The sequence below is a fragment of the Kitasatospora sp. NPDC085879 genome (assembly GCF_040686255.1).
Lineage (GTDB): Bacteria > Actinomycetota > Actinomycetes > Streptomycetales > Streptomycetaceae > Kitasatospora.
Genome location: NZ_JBFBJZ010000040.1, coordinates 49,709 through 73,494, shown reverse-complemented (window position 1 = coordinate 73,494; position 23,786 = coordinate 49,709). Strand labels below are relative to the sequence as shown.

The following is a 23,786-nucleotide window of genomic DNA, read 5'->3' as shown; positions in this document are numbered from 1 at the left end:
CAGGCGCCGCTAGCTCAGTTGGTTAGAGCAGCTGACTCTTAATCAGCGGGTCCGGGGTTCGAGTCCCTGGCGGCGCACAGACGGTCGAAGGCCCCACGCGGAAGCGAGGGGCCTTCGACGTTCCATGGTGCGTCCACGACTGCTAATCTCGCGGTCCATGGCGCCCGACGATCCCGCGCGCAGTACGCCGCCGGGCTGGGAGGAGTGGCTCCGCGCCGAGCTCGCCGGCCTGGAGGCGTCCGCGCTGCGCGCGCACCGGATCGCCGTGTGGCGGCACCGGCTGCTGGTCGTCCTGGCCGTGCTGGGCGGCGCGGCGCTGATCGTGCTGCTGGCCGTCATCCCCCGTTCCACGGAGCCCCGCCGCGCCCCGCTGCCGCCGGGCCCGGCCACCGCCACCGCCTCGGCCTCGCCGCACACCTCGGCCGGGCCGACGTCGCCGCCGTCGGCCTGCTGCCCGTCGAACCAGCCCGGCGGCTGCCCGAACTGCTGGACGGCCGGTCGCTGATCCACCGTCAACACCCGGGCCCGCGGGGCCGTCCCGATCGGGGGCGGCCCCTCGGGCGGGGGCTCAGCGGCCGCGCAGCGCGCGGTAGCGGGCGACCAGTTCGGCGGTGGAGCTGTCCAGCTTCTCCGCGCCCTCGCCGGTGAGCAGCACCGGCTCGATCCGCTTCGCCAGGACCTTGCCGAGCTCGACGCCCCACTGGTCGAAGGAGTCGATGTTCCAGATGGCGCCCTGGACGAACACCTTGTGCTCGTAGAGCGCGACCAGCTGGCCGAGCACGGACGGGGTGAGCTCGGCGGCCAGCACGGTGGTGGTGGGGTGGTTGCCGCGGAAGGTCTTGTGCGGCACCAGCTCGGCCGGCACGCCCTCGGCGGCGACCTCTTCGGCGGTCTTGCCGAAGGCCAGCGCCTGGGTCTGGGCGAAGAAGTTGGCCATCAGCAGGTCGTGCTGGGCGACCAGGCCGGGCAGCAGGCTCTCGACCGGCTGGGCGAAGCCGATGAAGTCGGCCGGGATGATCTTCGTGCCCTGGTGCAGCAGCTGGTAGTAGGCGTGCTGGCCGTTGGTGCCGGGGGTGCCCCAGACCACCGGGCCGGTCTGCCAGGTCACCGGCCGGCCCTCGCGGTCCACCGACTTGCCGTTGGACTCCATGTCCAGCTGCTGCAGGTAGGCGGTGAACTTGGAGAGGTAGTGCGAGTACGGCAGCACGGCGTGCGACTGGGCGTCGAAGAACGCGCCGTACCAGACGCCGAGCAGGCCGAGCAGCAGCGGCACGTTCTGCTCCGGCGGGGCGGTGCGGAAGTGCTCGTCGACCAGGTGGAAGCCGTCCAGCATCTCGCGGAACCGCTCCGGGCCGATGGCGATCATCAGCGAGAGGCCGATGGCGGAGTCGTAGGAGTAGCGGCCGCCCACCCAGTCCCAGAACTCGAACATGTTGGCGGTGTCGATGCCGAAGTCGGCGACGCCCTGGGCGTTGGTGGAGAGCGCCACGAAGTGCTTGGCGACCGCGTCGGTGTCCGCGTGCAGCTCGGTGAGCAGCCAGTTCCTGGCGGCGACCGCGTTGGTGACGGTCTCGATGGTGGTGAAGGTCTTCGACGCGACGATGAACAGCGTCTCGGCGGCGTCCACGCCGACCAGCGCCTCGTTCAGGTCGGCGCCGTCCACGTTGGAGACGAAGCGGACGTCGATGCCGCGGTCGGTGTAGGAGCGCAGCACCTCGTAGGCCATGGCCGGGCCGAGGTCGGAGCCGCCGATGCCGATGTTGACGACGGTGCGGATGCGCCTGCCGGTGTGGCCGGTCCACTCGCCGCTGCGGACGCGGTCGGCGAAGGCGGCCATCCGGTCGAGCACCGCGTGGACGGCGGGGACGACGTTCTCGCCGTCGACCTCGACCACGGCGCCGCGCGGGGCGCGGAGCGCGGTGTGCAGGACGGCGCGGTCCTCGGTGATGTTGATCTTCTCGCCGCGGAACATCGCGTCCCGGAGCCCGGCGACGCCGGTGGCCGCGGCGAGGTCGCGCAGCAGGGCGAGCGTCTCGTCCGTCACCAGCTGCTTCGAGTAGTCGACGTGCAGGTCGCCGACGGCGAGGGTGTAGCGGCTGCCGCGCTCGGGGTCGGCCTCGAACAGCCCGCGCAGGTGCTGGTCGCCCAGCTCCTCGCGGTGCTTGGCCAGCGCGGCCCACTGGGGGGTTCGGTCCAGGGGGATGCGAGAGCCGGGGAGGTTCTCCGACATCGGTTGCTCCTTGAATCATCCGGATGGCAGTACCTGCAGGGCCCGGCGGGAGGGTTCGCGAGGTCCGGCGGCAGCACGGTGCGTGGCGCCGACTCCGTTGACGGCCTTGCCCGCGGCCAGCCTATCCCCGGGCGGCGCGCTCACTTGCGCGCCGAGCGGAGGTCGAGTTCGCGCAGCACCCGGTCGGCCATCTCGGGGTCGGCGCCGGGCTCCCCACGGGCCGTCAGCACCTCCCGGCGGGAGGCGGCGATCATCTCCTGCTCGACGTCGGCCGCCTGGCGCCAGCGGGCGAGCCGGCGCTTGGCCTCGGCCGCCTCCTCCTCCTCGTACCGCTCGGGGTAGAGCCGGGCGAGCCGGTCGTGCTGGCGTTCGCGGAGCCGGTCGACGAGTTCGACGGGCAGCCGGCGCTCCTCCTCCAGCTCCTCCAACCGGTGCAGGCCGGCCTTGGCGGCGCGCCCGCGCAGCACCCGCAGGGCCTCGTCGTGGACGTCCGGGTGGTCGCGCAGGCCGAGCAGCCGGACCAGCCAGGGCAGGGTGAGCCCCTGCACCAGCAGGGTGAACAGCACGACGGAGAAGGCGACGAAGACGATCTCGCTGCGGGACGGGAAGGGTCCGCCGCCGTGCACGGTGAGCGGCACCGCGAGCGCGAGGGCGACCGTGGCGACCCCGCGCATCCCGGACCACCAGAGCACCACCGTCTCCCGCCAGCTGATCGGGGTGTCCTCCTCTCCGTGGGTGAGCCGCTCGGAGATCCAGGCGGCCGGCAGCAGCCACACCAGCCGGACGAGCACCACCGCGGCGATCACGCAGGCGGTGTCGCCGAGCATCCCGCGCCAGCTGGAGCGGACGTCGGCGAGCACCGTGCTGAGCTCCAGGCCGATCAGGCCGAAGGCCACCCCGGTGATCAGGATCTCGACGATCTCCCAGAAGGCGTTGCCGACCAGCCGGAAGGACACGTCGTCCGCGTCGGCGGCCCGGTCGGCCAGGTACAGCGCGCAGACCACGACGGCGAGCACGCCGGAGCCGTGCGCCTCCTCGGCGAGGGCGTAGGCGGCGAACGGGACGAGCAGGTTGAGCGCGACCTGCTGGGTGGGGTCGTCGAGGCGGGCTGCCAGCCAGGTGTTCAGCCACCCCAGGGCGATCCCGACGACGACCGCGACGACCGCGGACAGCACCAGCCGCAGCGCGGCGTCCGCGGTGGAGAAGTGTCCGCTGACCACTGCCTCGATGGCCAGCGAGTAGATGACGATCGCGGTGACGTCGTTGAACAGGCCCTCGCCCTCCAGCACGGCCACCAGGCGCCGCGGCAGGCCGACCGCGCCGGCCACCGCGACGGCCGCCACCGGGTCGGGCGGCGAGACGAGCGCACCGAGCGCCACCGCCGCGGCGAGCGGCAGCCCGGGCACCCGCCACTCGGCGACGGCGGCCACCACCGTGGTGGTGACCGCCACCAGGGCGACGGCCAGCAGCAGGATCGGTCGGATGTTGCCGCGGAAGTACCGGACGGAGGACCGGCGGGCCACCGCGAAGATCAGCGGCGGCAGGACCAGCGGCAGGATGAAGTCCGGGTCGACCGTCACATTGGGGATCTGCGGGACGAGCGCCATCGCCAGGCCGAGCAGGGTCATCAGCACCGGCTGCGGCACGTGGATCCGGCGGGCCAGCGGCATCGTCACCACGGAGGCGAGCAGCACCAGGAAGAGCAGTGACAGCTGGGCCACCCGTCGACTCCCTGTGTCCGTGCGCCGCGGTGTCCGTGCGACATGCGGTCCGCCATCCCGCGGATCAGCATAAATGTGACAAAGCACCCGCCTGGCGCGGCTCGCCGGGCGCCGGACGGGAGCGGAGGTGGCCGGTGCGGGCGCTGGAGTACCCGGGCCCCGGCGGCGCGGCCGCCGCCCCTCGGACGGTCGAGGCGGCGGTGCCGCGGGCCGGGCCCGGGCAGGTGCTGGTCCGGGTGGAGGCGGCCGGGCTGCCGCCGACGGCCGGCGCGCCGGCGGGGATCCCCGGCACCGAGTTCGCCGGCGTGGTGGTGCAGCTCGGCCCCGGCACGTACGGCCTGGAGGTCGGCGACGAGGTGCTCGGCCACTGCCCGTCCGGTGCCTGCGCCGAGTACGCGGCGGCGGACGCCGACCGGGTGGCGCACCGGCCCGTGGCGATGCCCTGGGCGGAGGCGGCGCTGCTGCCGGTCACCGCGGCGGGCGTCGTGGCGGCCCTGGACCGGCTCGCGGTGCGGCGCGGCAGCACCCTGTTGGTGCACGGCGCCGGGTCGGCGGCCGGACGGGCGGCGGTCGCCCTCGCGCTGCGGCGCGGCGCCGCGGTGGTGGCGGTGGCGCCGGAGCGGGAGCACGCCGCGCTGCGGGAGGCCGGGGCGGTGCCGGTCGGCCACGGGGTGGAGCTCGCCGAGCGGGCCCGGGCGGCCGCCCCGCAGGGCGTGGACGCGGTGCTGGACGCCCTCGGCCCGGGCAGCGCCCCGCTCTGGCCCGCGCTGGCGGGCGGGCCGGAGCGGGTGGCGGTGCCGACTCCGGCGCCGGGCGGCCGGTCGGTGGGCGGGGCCGAGTCCACGGAGCTCGGCGAGCTGGTGGAGCTGTGGGAGGAGGGCGCCTTCCGGCTGCCGCCGGACGCCGTACTGCCGCTCGCGGAGGCGGCCGCGTACCGGCCGGCGGGCGGCGGGGCGCTCGCGGTGGTGCGGCCCTGGGCCTGACCGGGCCCGTCCGCGGGGCCTGAGCGGGCGTCACCTGTCGGTGGCCCGTGATTCACTGCGGGCATGGCCGAATCGCCGGACACCCTCACCTTCGACTCCGCCGAGGAGTTCGAGACCTGGCTCGACACGCACCACGACTCCTCCCCCGGGGTCTGGCTGAAGCTCCGCAAGAAGGCCCCCGGGCTGGTGTCGCTGGACTACCCGCAGGCGCTGGAGGCCGCCCTGTGCTTCGGCTGGATCGACGGTCAGAAGCGCGGCTTCGACGACCGGTACTGGCTTCAGCGCTTCACCCCGCGCACGGCCCGCAGCCGCTGGTCGAAGATCAACCGGGAGAAGGCGGAGTCCCTGACCGCCGCGGGCCGGATGCGTCCCGCCGGCCTGGCCGAGGTCGAGCGGGCCCGGGCGGACGGCCGCTGGGCGGCGGCGTACGACAGTGCCCGGACGGCGACGGTGCCTGAGGACCTGGCCGCGGCGCTGGCCGCCGTGCCGGCCGCGGCGGAGAACTTCGCCGCGCTCGACGGCGCCAACCGGTACTCGATCCTCCACCGGGTGCAGGAGGCGAAGCGGCCGGAGACCCGGGCCCGCCGGATCGAGCGGTTCGTGGCCATGCTGGCCGCCGGGGAGAAGCTCCACTGAACGCCGGGTGGATACGGATGTGCGTCCGACCTGCGGGAGCGTGTATGGTTGTCCACGTCAGCAGGCGCCGCTAGCTCAGTTGGTTAGAGCAGCTGACTCTTAATCAGCGGGTCCGGGGTTCGAGTCCCTGGCGGCGCACAGACGGTCGAAGGCCCCTCGCGGAAGCGAGGGGCCTTCGGCGTTCCCGGGGCCGGTCTCCCCCGGCGGTCCCCCCGGCCGCGGCCGTCAGCAGTCGGCCGCGACCAGCGCCCGGTGGAGCTCCTCGGTGGCGGCCGTCCGGCCGAGGGCGCGGGCCGCGAGCCAGGCGGCGGCCCCGGCGGTGCTGCCCGCGGCGCTGACCTCGGCCTCCGGCCACTGATGCGCGACCCGGGTGCGGACGGCGTCGGCCAGCGGTGTGCCCGACGAGAGCACCCCGCCCGCCAGAACCACCGGCAGCACCGAGCCGGCCGGGCGAACGGTCGCCAGCGTCACCAGCAGGTGGTCGGCGGCCTCCTCGACGAGCCGCAGCGCGGCAGCCTCCCCGGCGGCGGCCGCGTCCAGCACCAGCAGGGCGAGCCGGGCCAGTCGGACGGGCGGCTCGGCGTACACCGCACCCAGCAGGGCGGCCCGCAGGCCGTCCCCGGCGGACCGGCCGGCCAGTGCCTCGGCGGCGGCCGCCGCGGTGCCGGTGAGCGGCCGGTCGGCGTCCACGGCGGCGAGCGCGAGGCGGACGGCCTCGCGGCCCAGCCACTGGCCGGAGCCCAGGTCGCCGAGCAGCCAGCCGTGGCCGTCGGCGAGCCGGACGGGGGTGTGGTCGCGGACCTCGGCGGCGACCGCTCCGGTGCCGCCGATCAGCACCGAGCCGTCCGGGCGGCCGGTGCCGGCGGTGTAGGCGAGCGCGAGGTCGCTGGTGGTGCGCGGGGTGACGGAGAGTCCGGCCTCGGGCCAGAGCCCGTCGAGTGCGGGTTCGGCGACCAGGGCGCCGGCCAGGCCGACCACACCGGCCGCGACCTCGGACGGGTCCAGGCCGGCGAGCGCGGCCCGCAGGGTGGCGCCGACCGCGCGGGCGGCCGCGGCCGCGCCGTGCGCGACCGGATTGGCGCCCTCGCCGCGGGCCCGGCCGAGGACGCGGCCGTGCAGGTCGGCGACGACCGCCCGGCTGCCGGTGCCGCCGGCGTCGAGGCCGAGGACGAGCGGGCCGGTCATGGGCTCTCCCCTGGTGGTGGTCCGACTGCCCCACTATCGGGCGCCGCCCCGGGGCCGTCAACGATCACCCCGGCACCCGGGGCAGGGACGCCGGACCCGGGGCGGCAGAGTCGCCCCGGGTCCGGCGCCGCGGGTCAGCCGAAGTAGGCGTCGAAGTTCTTGGAGAACTCCTGCCCGCCGAAGCGGTCCCAGTTGATCGACCAGGTCATCAGGCCGCGCAGGTTCGGCTGCGCCCCGCTGCGCGGGACGTAGCTGCCGCAGTTGGCCGCCTTGGTCAGGCAGTCCAGCGCCTTGTCGACCTCGGCCGGGGCCACGTAGCCGTTGCCGGCGTTGGTGGTGGCGGGCATGCCGATGGCGACCTGGGAGGCGGCCAGCGGCGGGAACATGTTCGCCGTGTTGCCGGCCACCGGAAAGCCCTTGAGCAGCATGTCGGTCATGGCGACGTGGAAGTCGGCGCCGCCCATCGAGTGGTACTGGTTGTCCAGGCCCATGATGGAGCCCGAGTTGTAGTCCTGGACGTGCAGCAGGGTCAGGTCGTTCCGCATCGCGTAGATGACCGGCAGGTAGGCGCCCGCCCGCGGGTCCTGGCCGCCCCAGGGGCCGGAACCGTAGTACTGGTAGCCGAGTTGGACGAAGAACGTCTCCGGGGCCATGGTCAGCACGAAGCCTGCGCCGTACTTGGCCTTGAGCGTCTTCAGCGCCGAGATCAGGTTGACCACCACCGGGCTGGTGGGGTTCTTGAAGTCGGTGTCGCCGGTGTTGAGGGAGAGCGAGTGGCCCTCGAAGTCGATGTCGAGGCCGTCCAGGCCCCACTTGTCGATGATCGAGGAGACCGAGGAGACGAAGGCGTCGCGGGCTGCGGTGGTGGTGAGCTGGACCTGGCCGTTCTGGCCGCCGATCGAGATCAGCACCTTCTTGCCCTGCGCCCGCTTGGCGGCGATGGCCGCCTTGAAGTCGGCGTCGGACTCGACGGTCGGGCACTCGGTGGCCGGGCAGCGGTTGAACCGGATGTCGCCGGAGGTCACCGAGGTGGGCTCGCCGAAGGACAGATTGATCACGTCCCAGGACGCCGGGACGTCCGCCATCCGGGTGTAGCCGGCGCCGTTGGCGAAGCTCGCGTGCAGGTAGCCGACCAGGGCGTGCGCGGGCAGTCCGCCGCCGGGCGGCTGGGTGGTCGGCGGCTGCGAGGTCGGGGGCTGCGACGTGGGCGGCTGCGACGTGGGCGGCTGCGAGGTCGGCGGCTGCGAGGTCGGCGGCTGGCTGGGCGCGCCCGGGCCGTCCAGCGAGACGTCGTCGGCCCAGTAGGTGCCCTGGCCGTACCAGCCGTGGGTGAAGACCGTGGCACTGGTCTGGCTCGCGCCGGTGGTGAAGCCGACCGACAGCTTCTGGTAGGCGCCGCCGGTGCTCGGCGTCCAGGTCGAGGTGCCGCCGTTCACACCGAGGTAGACGTAGGCGCCCTTCACCCAGGCGCTCAGCGTGTAGGTGGTGTTGGGGGCGACCGCGACGGTCTGCGTGCACTGGGCGTTGTCGCTGGCCGAGGCGGCCCCGGCGAGGGCGTAACTGCCGATGTGCGCCTGGCCGGTGACGATGCTGCCGGTGCCGCCGGTGCAGCTCCAGGGGGACAGCGAGCCGCTCTCGAAGCCGCCGTTGGCGAGGAACTCGCCGGCGCTGGCGGAGTTGGCGAGGCCGAGGGTCAGGGCGACGGCGCCGGCCGCGGCGACCGTCCAGGCGGTGGCCGCGGCGACCAGCCGGCGGCCGGGCGGCGCGGCGTGGGAGGGTCTTGAGGAAGTGCGCATGTGGGGGATGCTCCTGCCGGAAGACGTGGGGGTGTCCGGGCGCGGATGGGGGCCGGCCGGGCGTGCAGCCGCCGCGGCAGGAGACGCCGCATTGGACTGGACCACTCTTGGACTAGACCACTGAAGCGGAATTCCCGCGGCCCTGTCAATGGAGTCGGCGCACCGTCAGGGCCCGCCACCGGACGCCGAGTAGAACGGCGGGTTGCGCGGCCCCGGTGGCAGCCGAACCATGGAGAAGTGTCCGGATATCTCAGGTACCCCCACATTCGCGGTGATCTGCTCACCTTCACCGCGGAGGACGACGTGTGGGTGGCGCCGCTGCACCCGGACGGCACCGTCGGACGCGCCTGGCGGGTGAGCTGCGACCGCGTCCGGGTCAGCCACCCCCGGCTCTCCCCCGACGGCCGCACCGTCGCCTGGACCGGCTGGCAGGCGCTCACCCCCGAGGTGTGGACGGCCCCGGCGGACGGCGGCGAGGCCGTCCGGCTCACCTACTGGGGCAGCCACGACACCCGGGTCCGCGGCTGGCTCCCGAACGGCCAGGTCCTCGCCGTGACCTCGTACCACGAGCCGTTCGCCCACTACACCTGGGCGTACGCGCTGCCGGCCGACGGCGCCCCCGGCCGCCGGATGCCGTGGGGCCCGGTCAACGACGCCCAGGTCGGGCTGGAGCACACCGTGCTGCTGACCTCCGCCGCCCCGCACGGCCCGGCCGCCTGGAAGCGCTACCGCGGCGGCGCCACCGGACGGCTCTGGCTCGACCACGGCGAGCTGCTGCCCGGGCACACCGGGCACCTCGCCTCACCGATGCCGCTCGGCGAGCCGGACCACCCGCGGATCGCCTTCCTCTCCGACCACGAGGGCGTCGGCAACCTCTACTCCTGCCGCCCGGACGGCTCCGACCTGCGCCGGCACACCGACCACGCCTCCTACTACGCCCGCGAGGCGGCCTCCGACGGCATCCGGGTCGTCTACCAGCACGCCGGTGACCTGTGGCTGCTCGACAGCCTGGACTCCCCCGCCCCGCGCCGCCTCGACGTGCCGCTCGGCGGCTCCCGGGCCGGCCGCCGCCCCTACCAGGTGTCGGCGGCGCTGAACGTCAAGGACCTGGTCTGCGACCCGACCGGCCGGGCCGGCGTGGTCAACATCCGCGGCAGCCTGTACTGGCTCACCCACCGCGAGGGGCCGGCCCGGGTGCTCGCCGACACCCCCGGGGTGCGCACCCGGCTGCCGGTGCTGCCGGCCTTCGGCGGCCACGTCGCCTGGATCACCGACGCCGAGGGCGAGGACGCCGTCGAGATCGCGCCGCTGCCCGCCCGCGGCGGCGACGGCGGCGGCCCGTCCCGCCGGATCGCCGCGGGCCTGATCGGCCGGGTCCAGGAGCTCTCCGCCGCCCCGGACGGCCGCCACCTGGCGGTGGCCGCCTCGGACGGGCGCCTGCTGCTGGTCGCCACCGAGAGCGGCGGGGTCCGCGAGGTGGCGTCCTCCCAGTTCGGCCCGGTCAGCAGTCCGGCCTTCTCCCCCGACTCCCAGTGGCTGACCTGGTCGCAGCCGGTCGCCGGCCGGTCGCTGCGGGCGATCCGGCTGGCCAGGGTGGACGCCGCGGAGCGGATCGTCGACGTCACCGGCGGCCGGTTCGAGGACGAGCACCCGGTGTTCACCCGGGACGGCCGCTTCCTGGTGTTCCTGTCCTGGCGCGGCTTCGACCCGGTGCACGACGTGCACACCGGCGACATGTCCTTCCCGCTCGGCTGCCGCCCCTACCTCGTCCCGCTGGCCGCGGACACCCCGTCCCCGTTCGCCGTGCCGGTGGAGGGCCGCCCGGCGGTCGGGCTGGACCCGGACGAGGCCACCGGCGACGGCACCGTCACCGTCGACCAGGAGGGCCTCACCAAGCGGCTGGTGCCCTTCCCGGTCACCGCGTCCAAGTACTCGGCGACCGCGCCCGTCCGCGGCGGGGTGCTCTGGCTGCGCTGGCCGATCTCCGGCGCCCTCGGCCAGACCTTCGCCAGCCCCACCGACACCTCCGGCAAGCCCTCCCTGGAGTACTTCGACCTCGCGCACGGCAGCCGCTCCACCGTCGCCGACCAGTTGGACGGCTTCTCCGTCTCCGGCGACGGCGGGTCCGTCCTGGTGTTCTCGGCCGGCGCGCTCAAGCTCCACCCGCTGCCGGGCGGCTCCCCGATCACCGTCGACCTGCGGCGGATCACCCACGTCGTGCACCCCGCCGACGAGTGGCGGCAGGCCTACCACGAGGCCGCCCGGGTCGTCCGCGACCAGTTCTGGGACGAGGACATGTGCGGCCTGGACTGGCCGGAGCTGGTCGCGCAGTACGAGCCGCTGCTGGAGCGGATCGCCGGCCCCGACGACTTCGCCGACCTGCTGCGCGAGCTGCTCGGCGAACTCGGCACCTCGCACGCCTACGTCACGCCCTCGCGCCGCGGCGAGGGGCCGCAACTGCTGCAGCAGCCGCTCGGCCTGCTCGGCGCCAACGCCCACCGGGACCCGGACGGCCGCTGGCTGGTCGACCGGATCCTGCCAGGCGAGTCCTCCGACCCGCGGGCCCGGGCCCCGCTGGCCGGCTTCGGCCTCCAGGACGGCGACGAGCTGATCGCCGTCGACGGCCGCCCGCCGGACCCGGTCCGCGGCCCCGCGCCGCTGCTCGCCGGCACCGGCGGCACCACCGTCGAGCTCACCCTGCGGTGCAAGGACTCCGGGCGGATCCGGCGGATCGCCGTCACCCCGCTCACCGACGAGCGGCCCGTCCGCTACCAGGACTGGGTGGTCAAACGCCGCAAGCTGGTCCGCGAGTTCAGCGACGGCCGGTGCGGCTACCTGCACATCCCGGACCTCGGCGGCTCGGGCTGGGCCCAGTTCAACCGGGACCTGCGCAGCGAGCTGGCCAAGCCCGCGCTGATCCTGGACGTCCGCGGCAATGCCGGCGGCAACGTCTCCGAACTCGTCCTGGAGAAGCTGAACCGCCGGGTGCTGGCCTGGGACTTCACCCGCGGACGGCACCCGGTGCGCTGGCCCAGGGACGCGCCGCGCGGCCCGCTGGTCGCCCTCGCCGACCACGCCACCAGCTCGGACGGCGATGTCATCATCGCCGCCATCAAGCTGCTCGGGCTGGGGCCGGTGGTCGGCACCCGGACGTGGGGCGGCGTGGTCGGGATGACCGGACGGCACGTCCTCGGCGACGGCACCCAGATCTCGGTGCCGAAGAACGCCTCCTGGTTCACCGAGGGCATCGGCTGGTCGGTGGAGAACCACGGCGTCGAACCGGACGTCGAGGTGCTGCGCACCCCGCACAGCTGGGCCCGCGGCGAGCACACCGACCTGGCGGCCGCGGTGGAGCTCGCCATGGAGCTCCTCGCGGAGCACCACGCGGCGGTGCCGCCGCCCGGCGACACACCCCGGCCCGACCTGCGGCGGCCACCGCTGCCGCCGCGGTCCTGACCGCACGGGCCGGGTGCCGGGGACGCCGTGAGGGGCACGGCCGTCGGCCGTGCCCCTCGGTTGCGGATCGGTGTTCGCGGTCGGTGCGGTCAGTCCCAGGGATCGCCCTCGGCGGTCATGTCGGCCGCCGCCCGGCGGTCCTCTTCCATCTGCTCGACCTGGTGCTGGGCGTCCGTGCGGCTCCTCTCGGCGGTGTCGCCGAAGGCGTCGGCGGCCTCGTCGTGGGCGAGCGCCGCACGCTCGGCCGGGTCCGCCGCGTCGTGCGGCTTGTGCCGGAACCTGTCGAAGATGCCCATGTCTTCCTCCTCGCGTGCGGTCCGACCTGGGCCTCCCTCACTGTCACACTACGCCGCGGGGAATGCCACCGGGAGCGCCCGCGCCGCAGGCCGCGGCGCGGGCGGGCGTCCCCCGTTCGGCTCAGCCGGAGACGCTGGCGGCGCCGCTCTCCAGGTGGCCGGTGAACCGCTGCGACCAGGTGGGGTCCGAGTCCACCGTCACCGTGAAGTCGTACCAGCCGTTGTTGTAGGCCACCGCGTTGAAGAAGTCGGAGGCGGTGCCGCCGGCCGGCACGGTGTACGTCCACGGGCCGTCGGTGCGGTAGTTGGTGGAGGTGACGGTGAAGGTGACCGGCGCGGTGCCGGTGTTGGCGAAGGCGAACCAGAGCGCGAGCTTGCCGGTGGTCGGCGCGTTCGCGTACGAGGCGGTGGCCGAGACCAGCTTGCCGGGCTTGGTGGCGTCGCCCTTGAAGCGGCGCAGGAAGCGGTTGGGGCCGACCACGCTCAAGTCGTACGGGCCGCCGCCGAAGCCGGTGCCGCAGTTGAAGAAGTCGCTGGTGGCGCCACCGCCGTCCACGGTGTACTGCCAGGGGCCGCCGCTGCGGTAGGCGTTGGCGTAGGCCGCGAAGTGCGCGGCCCCGGCGGCGCCCTGGTTGGCCATCGAGATCCAGACCTTCATCGCGCCGCCGGAGCCGAACTCCAGGTGGTCGAGGTTGGCGTTCGGCTGGTACGGCAGCGCGCGGGCCGGGCGGGTGCCGGACTCCTGCAGGGGCAGCTTGTTGTCGACCGGCGCCGGGTTGGGCAGCGGGCCGCACGCGCCCAGGCCGATGACGGCGTCGGTGTTGGGCAGCGCGGGCAGGCCGTACACCGGGTTGGCGAAGTCGAACATGCCGGTGAGGTCGCCGCAGACCTTCCGCCGCCAGGCACTGATGTTGGGGCAGGTGGCGGGCTTGCCGATGGCGGCCGTCCACCTCTCCAGGAAGCGCAGCACCGAGGTGTGGTCGGAGACCTCGGAGCTGACCCAGCCGCCGCGGGTCCACGGGGATATCGCGATCAGCGGGACGCGGAAGCCGAGGCCGATGTTGGTGCCGTTGTAGAACTCGCCGGCCGTGCCGACCGGGGCCGCCGGCGGCGGGACGTGGTCGAAGAAGCCGTCGTTCTCGTCGTAGTTGAGGAACAGCACGGTGGAGTCGAAGACGTTCGGGTCCGCGTTGAGCGCGTCCATCACCATGTGCACGAAGTGCGCGCCGTCGGCCGGGGTGGCGTAGGGGTGCTCGGAGGACGCCTGGTCGGCGACGATCCAGGAGACCTGCGGAAGGGTGCCGGCGACCACGTCGGCGCGGATCGCGGCGGCGATGTCGTCCGGGGTCTTGCCCGTCTTCTTCGGGACGGAGCCCATGCCCTTGACCGCGAGCGGGCTGCCCGCCGGGGCGGAGGTGAACTGGGTGAAGTAGGCGAGCGCGTTGTCGCCGTAGTTGTCGGCGGCGTTCTGGTAGACCTTCCAGCTGACGCCGGCCGCCTCCAGCGCCTCCGCGTAGGTCTGCCAGCGCAGCCCGGACTCGTCGCCGCCGTCGTAGGCGGGGCCGCCCGCGGTGCCGGCCGGGTCGATCATGCCGGACCAGTGGTAGGTGCGGTTCGGGCCGGTGGCGCTCAGCACCGAGCAGAAGTACGCGTCGTTGACCGTCCAGTTGTCGGCCAGCGCGTAGTGGAAGGGGATGTCGGCGCGGGTCAGGTAGCCCAGCGTGCGGACGTTGCCCTTGGCGGAGACCCAGGAGTCGAGCTTGCCGCCGTTCCAGGCCTTGTGCTGGTCGGACCAGGCGTGCGACAGGTCGCCGTTGCACTGGGCCAGGCGCTCCGGGTCCGCCCCGCCGGCCGGCTTGGTGGCGCTGAACTGCCACGGGTACTGGCGGCCCAGGCCGTTGGGCTGGTTGAAGACGCTGTGACCGCCGGCGATCTGGATGGCGCTGCGGTCCGCGAAGCCCCGGACGCCCTTCAGCGTGCCGAAGTAGTGGTCGAAGCTGCGGTTCTCCTGCATGAGGATCACGATGTGCCGGGCGTCGGCGATCGTGCCGGTGGTGCTGAGGCCGGCCGCCGAGGCCCGGGTGGTGCCGCCCAGCGAGGTGGAGGCCACCGCGGCCCCCGCCGCGGCACTCGCCGACAGCGCCATGAACTTCCTGCGACTCAGCTCAGCCATCGGGCCGCCGTCCCTTCGGTGATGATGTCTCTGGTGATGTTGTATGAACACGTTGCCGTGCCATCGGTCGCGGAGAATCGTCACGCAGGGCGGGGTGCCATGGCCATGGCCGTGCGGGAAGTTTGACGGACTGTTCGCCGCCGCGTCGCCCGGCGACCGGCGGGTGAACGGGGATAGCGTGGCGGGCATGCGCATCGTCATCGCCGGTGGACACGGACAGATCGCCCTGCACCTGGAGCAGCTCCTGGCCGACCGCGGGGACACCCCGGTCGGACTGATCAGGCGCCCCGAGCACGCCGACGACCTGCGCCGACGCGGCGCCGAGCCGGTCCGCTTCGACCTGGAGACCGGGGACGCAAAGTCGCTCGCCGCCGTCCTGGCGGGCGCGGACGCGGTGGTGTTCGCCGCCGGCGCCGGCCCGGGCAGCGGCGCCGCCCGCAAGGACACCGTCGACCGCGCGGCCGCCGCCCTGCTCGCGGACGCCGCCGAGCTGGCGCAGGTCCGCCGCTACCTGATGATCTCCTCGATCGGGGCCGACGCCTCCGCACCCGACGGCGCCGACCCGGTGTTCGGCGCCTATCTGCGCGCCAAGGGCGCCGCCGACGACGATCTGCGGCGGCGGACCGGCCTGGACTGGACGGTGCTGCGCCCCGGCCCGCTCACCGACGCGGCGCCCACCGGCCTCGTCCGGCTCGGCGAGCACGTCGGCCGTGGGGCGGTGCCGCGGGCGGACGTCGCCGCGGTGCTGGCCGCCCTGTTGGCCGAGCCCGCCCCGGCGGTCGGCCGCACGCTGGAACTGATGTCGGGCGCGCACGCGATCGCCGAGGAACTCGCCGCACTCTGAACCCGGGGCCGACCCGCGCCCGGCGGCTCAGTCCTTGACGTCGATCCCCAGGGCGTGCGCGAACTGCGGGGCCAGCTCGAACAGCTGGCCGGTGTTCAGCACCGCGCCGGACAGCCCGAGGTGGGCGTCGGGCAGGCCGAGGCGGACGGCCCCGCGCAGGTCCACCTTCTCCATCCGGGCGCCGGCGAACCGGACCCCGTCCAGCGTGGACCCGGGCACCGACACCGCGGTGAGCTTCGCCTCGCCGAGGTCGACGTCGCGCAGCAGGCAGTCCTCGAAGACGACGTCCCGCAGCACGGCACCGCGCAGGTTGATCGCCTCCAGTTTGCAGCCGCGCAGCACCACCCGGCGCAGCTGCGAGCCGTACCAGGAGATCCCGGCGAGCACCGAGCCGAGCAGCGAGGCGTCCTGCCACTCCGTCTCGGCGAGGTCGGCGCCGACCAGGCGGCAGCCCTGCAGCCAGACCTCGTTGAAGCGGGCGGTGCGCAGGCCGGTGCCGTCGAGCTCGACGCCGGTGAAGGCGCACTCGAGGAAGCCGGCCCCGGTCGCCCGGCCGTCGTGGGAGCCGCCGTCGAAGTGCACGGTGTCGTAGCGCTCGTCGCTGCGCAGCCCACCGGTGTGCGGGCTCAGCAGCTCGGCGTAGGGGAGGTCGGCGAGCTGCTCGGGGACGGCTGACATGACGTGGCCGATCTGTGGGCGCGGACGGGCGTGCCGCCATCCTGGCAGCCGGCACCGACAGCCTGCCGCAGGACGGCCGGGCCGCTCAGGCCGGTGCGCGGCGGGCGGTGCGGCGGGCGCGCAGGGTGATGCCGACGGCGACGGCGGCGGCCGCGACCAGGCCGGCCGCGAGCACCGCGTCCCGGCCGAGCGCGGTGCAGGCGAGCACCGCCAGCGCGGCGACCGGCAGCACCGCCTGCTCGGCGCCCTGCTTGAAGTGCCGGGACTGCAGCGCCCAGACCGCGGCCAGGTACAGCGCGGCCGGCACGGTGACCGCCGCAGCGGCGGCCCGGGCCGAGATGTGCGCCTGGTGGACGGAGAACTCCACCGTCACCTCCAGGCCGGCCCCGATCGCGGCCGCCGCGCCGAGCAGCAGGTAGTGGCCGTAGCCCCACAGGAAGGCCTGCCGGTTGGAGCGGAGCCGGCCGTGGAAGGGTTCCGCGAAGTAGATCCACCAGGCCGCGAAGCAGAGCAGGATGCCACCGGCGGCGATCGGCAGCAGATCGTCCAGGGCCTCGTGCTCGTCCAGCGCGGTCTGCACGGCGAGGGTGGCGGCGGCGACGGTCTCGCCGAGCACGATCAGGGTGAAGAGGCCGTACCGCTCGGCGATGTGGTGCGGGTGCCAGGTGGTCTGGGTGGTCCGCTCGGCCAGCACCGGCACGGCCAGCTCGGCCAGCACGCCGAGCGGGATGAGGTACGGGTAGGCGCTGTGCGGCACCAGCAGGATCAGCCCCCAGCCGATCTGGCAGAGGGTGATGCCGAGGGCGTAGCGCAGCGCCACGGTGCGCGCCTGGCCGGTCTCGGAGGCGGAGGCGCGCAGCCACTGGGTGACCATCGCGAAGCGCATCAGCACGTAGCCGACCACCGACAGCACCAGGTCCTGGTCCTGGAACATCCGGGGCACGCCGGCCGCCAGGACCAGCACGCCGGTGATCTGCACCAGGGTGGTGAGCCGGTACGGGACGTCGTCCACGTCGTAGGCGGAGGCGAACCAGGTGAAGTTCATCCAGGCCCACCAGATGGCGAAGAAGACGAACAGGTAGCGCGTGACGCCGGTGCCGGCGTGGCCCTCGGCGAGGGCGTGCGCGAGCTGGACCCCGGCCTGGGCGACGGCAACCACGAAGCAGAGGTCGAAGAAGAGCTCCAGCGGGGTGGCGGTGCGGTGCGGCTCGCTGCGGGCGCGCGGGGACATCCGCCGGACCGGCCGGGCGTGCTGGAGGTGCGCGGGAGTGCCGGCCGCCCCGGTCGGCGGCCGGTCGGCATCGCTGGTCATGGTGCCCGCCTTCGGAGGAGTTCGGACCGGGTCTGCCCCGTGATCCTGGCATTCCCGCAGGCCGCGCGCACGTATGCGGGCGGGGCGCCGCCGCGGGGCCGAGCCGTCAACCCCCGGCTGACGGCGGAGTGCGCGAACCGGGTGACAGGAGGGTGCCGCGCGGCGTGTGTCCGCCGAGGTGTCCCGTCTCCGCCGGTCGGCCCGCTAGATTCCCTGGCGACTGGAACGGCGACATGGGCGGTCTGCGGGCAACGCGGAAGGTCAAGGCGGAGGTCGGAACACGGGGGCGGTCTCTCCGCACGGCCCCGTGTGCCGCGCCTGCCTCGTGATCACCGCGCTGCCTGCCGGCGCGCGGTCGGCCACGACCCGAGGTGACCGGGTCGTCACGATTTCCGTTCCGCGCACCGCTGCGTGTAATGTTCCGCAGGTCAGCAGGCGCCGCTAGCTCAGTTGGTTAGAGCAGCTGACTCTTAATCAGCGGGTCCGGGGTTCGAGTCCCTGGCGGCGCACAGACGGTCGAAGGCCCCTCGCGGAAGCGGGGGGCCTTCGGCGTTCCCTGGCACGGGCCGCCCCCGGCCGGGGCGGGCACGCGGGTGGTGCGGGTCACCCTTCGGGACCGTGTATTGTTTTCCACGTCAGCAGGCGCCGCTAGCTCAGTTGGTTAGAGCAGCTGACTCTTAATCAGCGGGTCCGGGGTTCGAGTCCCTGGCGGCGCACAGACGGTCGAAGGCCCCTCGCGGAAGCGGGGGGCCTTCGGCGTTCCCTGGCACGGGCCGCCCCCGGCCGGGGCGGGCACGCGGCTACCGGGCCAGCAGGCGGTGGACGGAGTCCTTGAGGGCGGCGGTGAAGGACTCCCGCCGGTCGTCCTCCAGCAGGTCGAGCGACAGGTACGGGTTGAGGTCCTCCAGTTCGACCAGCAGCAGTTCGCCGTCGGCGGTGCGGCAGGCGTCGACGCGCTGGATGCCGTGGTCGATGGTGTTCCAGTCGACGAAGTGCTGGGCGAAGGCGAGGTCGTCGGCGCCGGGCCGGTAGGGGGCGAGCTGCCAGCGGGCGTCCTTGTCGGGGGTGTGCAGCGCGTACTGGAACTCCCGGTCGACGAAGTAGAAGGACACCTCGTATCGGAAGTCGATCCTCGGCTGGACGAGCATGCCGCCGGCTGCGGCCACCCCGGCGATCCGGTCCGGGCCGACGATCTCCAGGCCGATCGAGTCGGCTCCGAGCTTCGGCTTGACGACGTACTCGGCGGTGTCGGGCAGGCGGTCGAGGTCGGCCGGGGAGCCCGCGGTCGGTATGACCGGGTGGCCGCCGGCCGAGAGGTCGAGCAGGTACTGCTTCCCGGCCATGTCCGCACGGCCGGTCAGCTCGTTGAACACGCGGGTGCCGCGCCGCAGCGCCTCGGCTCGGAAGGCGTCGTACCGCTCCTGGTAGTGCAGCACCGGGCCGCTGTTGCGCACCACGACACCGTCGAAGGAGTCCATCAGGCCGGCCGCATCCAGCGGGTGGCACAGGGCGACGGTGAAGTCGGTGCGCAGCGCGGCGGAGAGGTGGACGTCCTCGTCGCCGTAGCGCCGGCCGCGGGCCGGGTAGGTGAGGTCGGTCACGTACAGGATGCTCGGGCGGGCCATGGTGCTCCTCGTGCGAACGGGTCCGGGCACCCTACCTGCCCGTCGTGGTGGCGCCGCGAGCGAGGTGGACGCCGGGGCGGTCGGCGCGGCGGCCGCCGCGAGGTGAGGGAACGGTAGGAAATATGGGACATAAGTCCCTAACGGCGGACAAGTCGATCAGGCAGGGTGGGACGGTCCATGCCGTCCGACGGGTGAGCGACCTTTGCGGGGCTCGCAGGAAGGGACCTCCGGTGCCCCGTACTTCGCAGCAGAACGGTCCCGGCGCGCCCCGCGGACGGTGGCTCGGCCGCCGGACGACCGGGCGGCGCACCGGCTGGCGGCGGCTGGTGCCGGGCTGGCGGGCACTGCTGGCCGGGTCGGTGACGGCGGTGCTGCTCGCGGTCGGGCTGTTCGCGCTGGGGCTGACCCTCGTGCGGGTGCCGGACGCGCACGCCGCCGCGACGGCGCAGAGCAACACCTGGCTGTACTCGGACGGCACGCTGATCGCCCGGACCGGCCAGACGAACCGGCAGAACGTGCCGCTCGACCGGATCTCGCCCGCCGCCAGGCACGCCGCGCTGGCCGCCGAGGACCGGAACTTCTACCACGAGGGCGCCGTCAACCTGCAGGGCCTGACCCGGGCCGCGTTCAACACCGCGACCGGCAAAGCCACCCAGGGCGGGTCGACGATCACCCAGCAGTACGTCAAGAACACCTACCTCAGCCAGAAGCAGAGCGTCACCCGCAAGGTGAAGGAGCTCTTCATCGCGATCAAGGTGGACGCGACGGAGAGCAAGGACGACGTCCTCGCCGGCTACCTCAACACCGCGTACTACGGGCGCGGCGCCTACGGCATCCAGGCGGCCGCGCAGGCCTACTTCGGCCTCGACGCCGACCGGCTGGACGCCGCCCAGGGCGCCTACCTGGCCGCACTGCTGAACGCGCCCAGCGCGTACGACGTGGCCACCGCCACGCCGCAGGGCAAGCAGAACGCGACGAACCGCTGGAACTACGTGCTGGACGGCATGGTCCAGGAGCACTGGCTCTCCGCCGAGGAGCGGGCCGCGACCGCCTTCCCCGGGGTGAAGGAGCCGAAGAGCGCGCCCGGCCTCTCCGGGCAGGCCGGCTACCTGGTCTCGGCCGCCACCGACTACCTGACCTCGCGGCACATCCTCAGCGACGCCCAGCTCGCCCAGGGCGGCTACACCATCACGCTCACCGTGGACGGCGAGCGGGAGCGGCAGCTGCAGGCCGCCGTCCGCAAGCAGCTCACCGACAACCTGGACCCGGCGAAGCGCAAGAAGGACGCCGACGTCCAGGCGGGCGCCGTCTCGCTGGACCCGAAGACCGGGGCGGTGGTCGCGCTGTACGGCGGCAGCGACGCCACCAGGCACTGGGTCGACAACGCCACCCGGCAGGACTACCAGGCCGGCTCCACCTTCAAGGCGATCGCACTGGCCGCCGCGCTGGACAGCGAGGCCCGCACCCAGGCCGGGCGCCGGATCACCGCCGACACCGTCTACGACGGCACCAGCGGCCGGTCCGTCCGCGGCGGCACCGGCACGCCGTACGCCCCGCCGAACGAGGGCGGCAAGGACTACGGGCAGATCACCCTGCAGCAGGCCACCGACTGGTCGGTCAACTCGGTGTACGCGCAGCTCGCGCAGGACACCGGCCTGGAGACCGTCCGGAAGACCGCCGTCGCGCTCGGCCTGCCCGCCGACACCCCGGGGCTCTCCGCGGTGCCGTCGATCCCGCTCGGCGCGGCCACCCCGAGCGTGCTGCAGATGGCCGGGGTGTACGCGGCCCTGGACAACAACGGCAAGCAGATCACCCCGTGGCTGGTGAAGTCCGTCCGGGTGGAGGGCGAACAGGTGCCGCTGCCCGCGCACAGCACCACCCAGGCGGTCAGCACCGAGGCGGCCCGGGCCACCACCGCCACGCTGGCGGGCGTCGTCAACGACCCGGGCGCCACCGGCTGGCGGGCGGCCGCCCTGGACCGGCCCGCTGCCGGCAAGACCGGCACCACGGACAACTCCCGGTCGGTCTGGTTCGTCGGCTACACCCCGGAGCTGGTGACGGCCGTCGCCCTGTTCGGCCAGGACCCGGCGACCGGCGCCCAGGTCACCCTGGACGGCGTCGGCGGCACCGGCGAGGCCGCGGGCGGCCGCTACCCGGCGCTGATCTGGACCGCCTACATGAAGGCCGCACTGGCCGGCGAGCCGGTCACCGACTTCACGCCGCCGAAGCAGGTCCGCTCGCGGCCGGCCGAACCGTCGCCGACCGGCAGTGCCTCGGCCGGGCCGTCCGCCGCCCCGTCCTCGCCGGCCGCCGGCGCTCCCGCCGGGGACGGCGACGCCTCGCGCGAGCCCGAGCGGTCCTGGGCGTCGAAGGGCGCCACCCCGGGTGCGGGCCGCCCGGGCGCCGCCACCGGCGGCTCCGGCAGCACCTCGGGCGGATCCGGCTCGACCGGCTCCGGCGGGACGGACGGCGGGGGCGGGCTGCTCGGCTACGGCACGGGCACCGGCTCCTCCGGATCGGGCGGGACGGGCAGCGGCTCGTCCTCCGGGACCTCGTCCGGCTCCGGGTCCGGCTCCGGCTCCGGCTCCGGCTCCGGCGGGACGGGGAGCACGACCGGCGGCCGGGGGTAGCGCCGCCCGCGGCGGTGTCTCCCCGCAGCGATCGCGAGGAACGACCGCCGGGGGGGGGCACAGGACCATAACGTGAGATGGCGCCTTACCAGGTGCATCCACGGACTGGCACAATGCGTCGGTGCACAGCTCCTCACCCTCCCCGACCCGCAGCCTCCGCTCGCTCGGTCTCTCGCTCGCGCTGCTCTCCGCCTTCGCGTTCGGCGGCTCCGGCACCGCCGCGAAACCGCTGATCGAGGCCGGTCTCTCCCCGCTGCACGTGGTGTGGCTGCGGGTCACCGGCGCCGCTCTGGTCCTGCTGCCGCTCGCCTACCGGCACCGGGCGGCCGTCCGCCAGCGGCCCGGGCTGCTGCTCGGCTTCGGCCTGCTGGCCGTGGCCGGCGTGCAGGCCTGCTACTTCGCGGCGATCTCCCGCATCCCGGTCGGTGTCGCGCTGCTCATCGAGTACCTCGGCCCGCCGCTGCTGCTCGGGTACGTGAAGTTCGTGCAGCGCCGTCCCGTCTCGCGCGGGGCCGTGATCGGCGCCGGTGTCGCCGTCACCGGTCTGGCCTGCGTCGTCGAGGTCTGGAACGGCCTGGGCTTCGACGCCGTCGGCGTGCTCTTCGGCCTCGGCGCGGCCTGCTGCCAGGTCGGCTACTTCGTGCTCGCCGACGCCGGCAGCCGCGGAGAGAAGCCGATCGACCCGATCGCGGTCAGCGCCTACGGCCTGCTCATCGGCGCCGTCCTCCTCACCGCCCTGACCCGGCCGTGGGAGGCCGACTGGGGCCTGCTGGGCGGCTCGGTCGTCATGAACGGCCACAGCCTGCCCGCGGCGCTGCCCGCCGCCTGGATGGTGCTGGTCGCGACGGTGCTGGCCTACCTGACCGGCGTGGTCTCCGTCCAGCACCTCTCGCCGCCGGTCGCCGGCGTGGTCGCCAACCTGGAGGCCGTGGTCGCCACCGTCCTCGCCTGGGTGCTGCTCGGCGAACACCTCGGCACGCCGCAACTGCTCGGCGGCCTGCTGGTGCTGGCGGGCGCCTTCGCGGCGCAGACCAGCAAGCCCGTGTCCGCGCCGGAGCGCACCGTCGCGTCGGGCGGGGGCACCGGAGACGGGAGCACGGGGAACAGGGGCACGGAGGCGGAGGGTGTCCGCGGGGACGCCGTGCGGGAGTCGGCCTGACCGGCTGAGGCGGCCGGCCGTGGGACCGGCCGCGAGGCCGGCCCGGGTTCAGCGGCCGGACCAGCCGAACCAGTCGACATGGCCGAGCGGCCAGACCACGGCCGCCGCCGGACCGACCACGTTCGCCACCGGCACGGCGCCGTCGCCCGGCCCGTCCCGGTGGTAGCGGGAGTCCGCGGAGTTGCTCCGGTGGTCGCCCTCCACCCAGACGTACCCCTGCGGCACGGTGACCGGGCCGAAGTCCAGCCCGGAGCAGGAGTCGTCGCCGGCGTGCAGGTACGGCTCCGCCACCGGGTGGCCGTCCACGCGGAGCACCGTCCCGGCGCACTGGACGGTCTGGCCGCCCGTCGCGATGACCCGCTTGACCAGGTAGTTGTCGTCCTTCGGCGGCAGCAGGCCGACGAAGCTCAGAACGGCGTCGAAGGCGCCGGGCAGCGTGCCCGAGGTGTCCGCCTGCGGCGGCAGCCAGTTCCCGGGGTCGCGGAAGACCACCGGCTCGCCCGGCTTCGGCTCCCAGCCGGTGAGGACGGCCAGCTTGTTGACGGCCACCCGGTCGTGGATCCGCAGGGTGTTCTCCATGGAGCCGGACGGGATGGTGAACACCTGGAACAGGCAGGTCTTGATCACCAGGGCCACGACCAGGCCGACGGCGGCCATCACCGGCAGCTCGACCCACCAGGGCCAGCGGCGCCGTCCGCGCTCACGAGGAGCTCGGCCGGTCGGGGCCCCGGACCCGCCCTCGGCGTCCGGACGCGGGGAGGGCTCGGGACCGGTCGACGGCTCCGCGTCCGGCGTACCCACGTAGCTGGTCATCTGCAGTGCCACCCTCCGCGCCACCGCCGGGCGCCGGGCCGCACCGGGCCCCGGCGGGCCGGCGCGGTGACTGCCCCGCCGGTGCGTCGCGATCGCCGGTCGAGAAGAGAACAGCACGCTAGCGCCGTGTGCCGCCCACGGGAAATCCCGCCTTTAGCCTCAGCCGACATCCGGACAGGACGGCAGCCGCGGTGGCCCGGCGCCCAATGCGATGGGCCCCGGCACGGCGGCGCGGGCGCCCGGCGCGAT

At 74.3% G+C, this 23,786-nt stretch carries 17 protein-coding genes and 4 tRNA genes; 11 read left to right on the top strand and 10 right to left on the bottom strand.

All coding sequences use genetic code 11. From position 1 onward, the window contains the following. Positions 1 to 3 precede the first annotated feature (3 nt). Together AB0P35_RS27130 and AB0P35_RS27125 are read left to right on the top strand one after the other, a co-directional pair. A tRNA-Lys gene (locus AB0P35_RS27130) sits at positions 4 to 77 on the top strand. An 80-nt stretch (positions 78 to 157) separates the two neighbouring features. Beyond that, positions 158 to 505 carry a hypothetical protein gene (locus AB0P35_RS27125; RefSeq protein ID WP_095874760.1) on the top strand — a complete coding sequence of 116 codons (348 nt, stop codon included), beginning with the start codon at positions 158 to 160 and terminating at the stop codon, positions 503 to 505. A 63-nt stretch (positions 506 to 568) separates the two neighbouring features. On the opposite strand, the gene pgi is transcribed toward AB0P35_RS27125, so the two are convergent. Beyond that, positions 569 to 2,230 (bottom strand): glucose-6-phosphate isomerase, encoded by a 1,662-nt coding sequence (gene pgi, locus AB0P35_RS27120; protein ID WP_363515503.1) that lies wholly within the window; start codon positions 2,228 to 2,230, stop codon positions 569 to 571. 140 nt (positions 2,231 to 2,370) lie between these two features. Then, positions 2,371 to 3,951 carry a Na+/H+ antiporter gene (locus tag AB0P35_RS27115; protein ID WP_363515500.1) on the bottom strand — a complete coding sequence of 527 codons (1,581 nt, stop codon included), beginning with the start codon at positions 3,949 to 3,951 and terminating at the stop codon, positions 2,371 to 2,373. 134 nt (positions 3,952 to 4,085) lie between these two features. On the opposite strand from AB0P35_RS27115, the gene AB0P35_RS27110 reads away from it, so the two are divergent. The 3 genes from AB0P35_RS27110 to AB0P35_RS27100 all read left to right on the top strand — a co-directional run bounded on the left by AB0P35_RS27110 (position 4,086) and on the right by AB0P35_RS27100 (position 5,708). Continuing rightward, the gene (locus AB0P35_RS27110; RefSeq protein WP_363515497.1) at positions 4,086 to 4,934 is read left to right on the top strand and encodes an alcohol dehydrogenase catalytic domain-containing protein; all 849 of its coding nucleotides are present in this window, start codon (positions 4,086 to 4,088) and stop codon (positions 4,932 to 4,934) included. 63 nt (positions 4,935 to 4,997) lie between these two features. Next, complete coding sequence (locus AB0P35_RS27105) at positions 4,998 to 5,570, top strand: YdeI/OmpD-associated family protein (protein WP_363515494.1); 573 nt, start codon at positions 4,998 to 5,000, stop codon at positions 5,568 to 5,570. Between the two features lie 64 nt (positions 5,571 to 5,634). Then, positions 5,635 to 5,708, top strand: a tRNA-Lys gene (locus tag AB0P35_RS27100). A gap of 87 nt (positions 5,709 to 5,795) precedes the next feature. On the opposite strand, the gene AB0P35_RS27095 is transcribed toward AB0P35_RS27100, so the two are convergent. Both AB0P35_RS27095 and AB0P35_RS27090 read right to left on the bottom strand, forming a co-directional pair. Continuing rightward, a complete protein-coding gene (locus tag AB0P35_RS27095; RefSeq protein WP_363515491.1) occupies positions 5,796 to 6,755 on the bottom strand; it encodes a BadF/BadG/BcrA/BcrD ATPase family protein in 960 nt (319 codons plus the stop codon). A gap of 134 nt (positions 6,756 to 6,889) precedes the next feature. Further along, a complete protein-coding gene (locus AB0P35_RS27090; protein WP_363515488.1) occupies positions 6,890 to 8,551 on the bottom strand; it encodes a glycosyl hydrolase family 18 protein in 1,662 nt (553 codons plus the stop codon). Positions 8,552 to 8,788: 237 nt separating this feature from the next. Here AB0P35_RS27090 and AB0P35_RS27085 point away from each other — a divergent pair, with 237 nt between their 5' ends. Further along, positions 8,789 to 12,007, top strand: a complete 3,219-nt coding sequence (locus tag AB0P35_RS27085; protein ID WP_363515485.1) for a S41 family peptidase — start codon at positions 8,789 to 8,791, stop codon at positions 12,005 to 12,007. Positions 12,008 to 12,096: 89 nt separating this feature from the next. On the opposite strand, the gene AB0P35_RS27080 is transcribed toward AB0P35_RS27085, so the two are convergent. Together AB0P35_RS27080 and AB0P35_RS27075 are read right to left on the bottom strand one after the other, a co-directional pair. Continuing rightward, positions 12,097 to 12,303 carry a hypothetical protein gene (locus tag AB0P35_RS27080; RefSeq protein WP_095874753.1) on the bottom strand — a complete coding sequence of 69 codons (207 nt, stop codon included), beginning with the start codon at positions 12,301 to 12,303 and terminating at the stop codon, positions 12,097 to 12,099. Between the two features lie 121 nt (positions 12,304 to 12,424). After that, entirely contained in the window at positions 12,425 to 14,476 is a 2,052-nt protein-coding gene (locus AB0P35_RS27075; protein ID WP_363515481.1) for a phosphocholine-specific phospholipase C, read from the bottom strand. Between the two features lie 187 nt (positions 14,477 to 14,663). On the opposite strand from AB0P35_RS27075, the gene AB0P35_RS27070 reads away from it, so the two are divergent. After that, positions 14,664 to 15,320, top strand: coding sequence for an NAD(P)H-binding protein (locus AB0P35_RS27070; RefSeq protein ID WP_363515478.1), 657 nt, complete (start codon positions 14,664 to 14,666; stop codon positions 15,318 to 15,320). Positions 15,321 to 15,347: 27 nt separating this feature from the next. Here AB0P35_RS27070 and AB0P35_RS27065 read toward each other — a convergent pair whose 3' ends face one another. Then, a complete protein-coding gene (locus AB0P35_RS27065) occupies positions 15,348 to 15,998 on the bottom strand; it encodes a pentapeptide repeat-containing protein (protein ID WP_363515475.1) in 651 nt (216 codons plus the stop codon). An 85-nt stretch (positions 15,999 to 16,083) separates the two neighbouring features. Then, positions 16,084 to 17,310, bottom strand: a complete 1,227-nt coding sequence (locus AB0P35_RS27060; protein ID WP_363515472.1) for a low temperature requirement protein A — start codon at positions 17,308 to 17,310, stop codon at positions 16,084 to 16,086. A 435-nt stretch (positions 17,311 to 17,745) separates the two neighbouring features. Here AB0P35_RS27060 and AB0P35_RS27055 point away from each other — a divergent pair. Beyond that, a tRNA-Lys gene (locus AB0P35_RS27055) sits at positions 17,746 to 17,819 on the top strand. A gap of 133 nt (positions 17,820 to 17,952) precedes the next feature. After that, positions 17,953 to 18,026, top strand: a tRNA-Lys gene (locus tag AB0P35_RS27050). Between the two features lie 84 nt (positions 18,027 to 18,110). Here AB0P35_RS27050 and AB0P35_RS27045 read toward each other — a convergent pair. Then, the gene (locus tag AB0P35_RS27045) at positions 18,111 to 18,935 is read right to left on the bottom strand and encodes a hypothetical protein (RefSeq protein WP_363515469.1); all 825 of its coding nucleotides are present in this window, start codon (positions 18,933 to 18,935) and stop codon (positions 18,111 to 18,113) included. 230 nt (positions 18,936 to 19,165) lie between these two features. Between AB0P35_RS27045 and AB0P35_RS27040 the strand changes: the two genes are divergently transcribed. Both AB0P35_RS27040 and AB0P35_RS27035 read left to right on the top strand, forming a co-directional pair. Beyond that, positions 19,166 to 21,565, top strand: a complete 2,400-nt coding sequence (locus AB0P35_RS27040) for a transglycosylase domain-containing protein (protein WP_363515466.1) — start codon at positions 19,166 to 19,168, stop codon at positions 21,563 to 21,565. 121 nt (positions 21,566 to 21,686) lie between these two features. Next, positions 21,687 to 22,724: an EamA family transporter gene (locus AB0P35_RS27035; RefSeq protein WP_363515463.1), complete on the top strand. Its 1,038-nt coding sequence runs from the start codon at positions 21,687 to 21,689 to the stop codon at positions 22,722 to 22,724. A 48-nt stretch (positions 22,725 to 22,772) separates the two neighbouring features. Here the strand turns inward: AB0P35_RS27035 and lepB are convergent, their stop codons facing one another. After that, positions 22,773 to 23,537: a signal peptidase I gene (lepB, locus tag AB0P35_RS27030; RefSeq protein ID WP_363515460.1), complete on the bottom strand. Its 765-nt coding sequence runs from the start codon at positions 23,535 to 23,537 to the stop codon at positions 22,773 to 22,775. Positions 23,538 to 23,786: the final 249 nt, after the last annotated feature.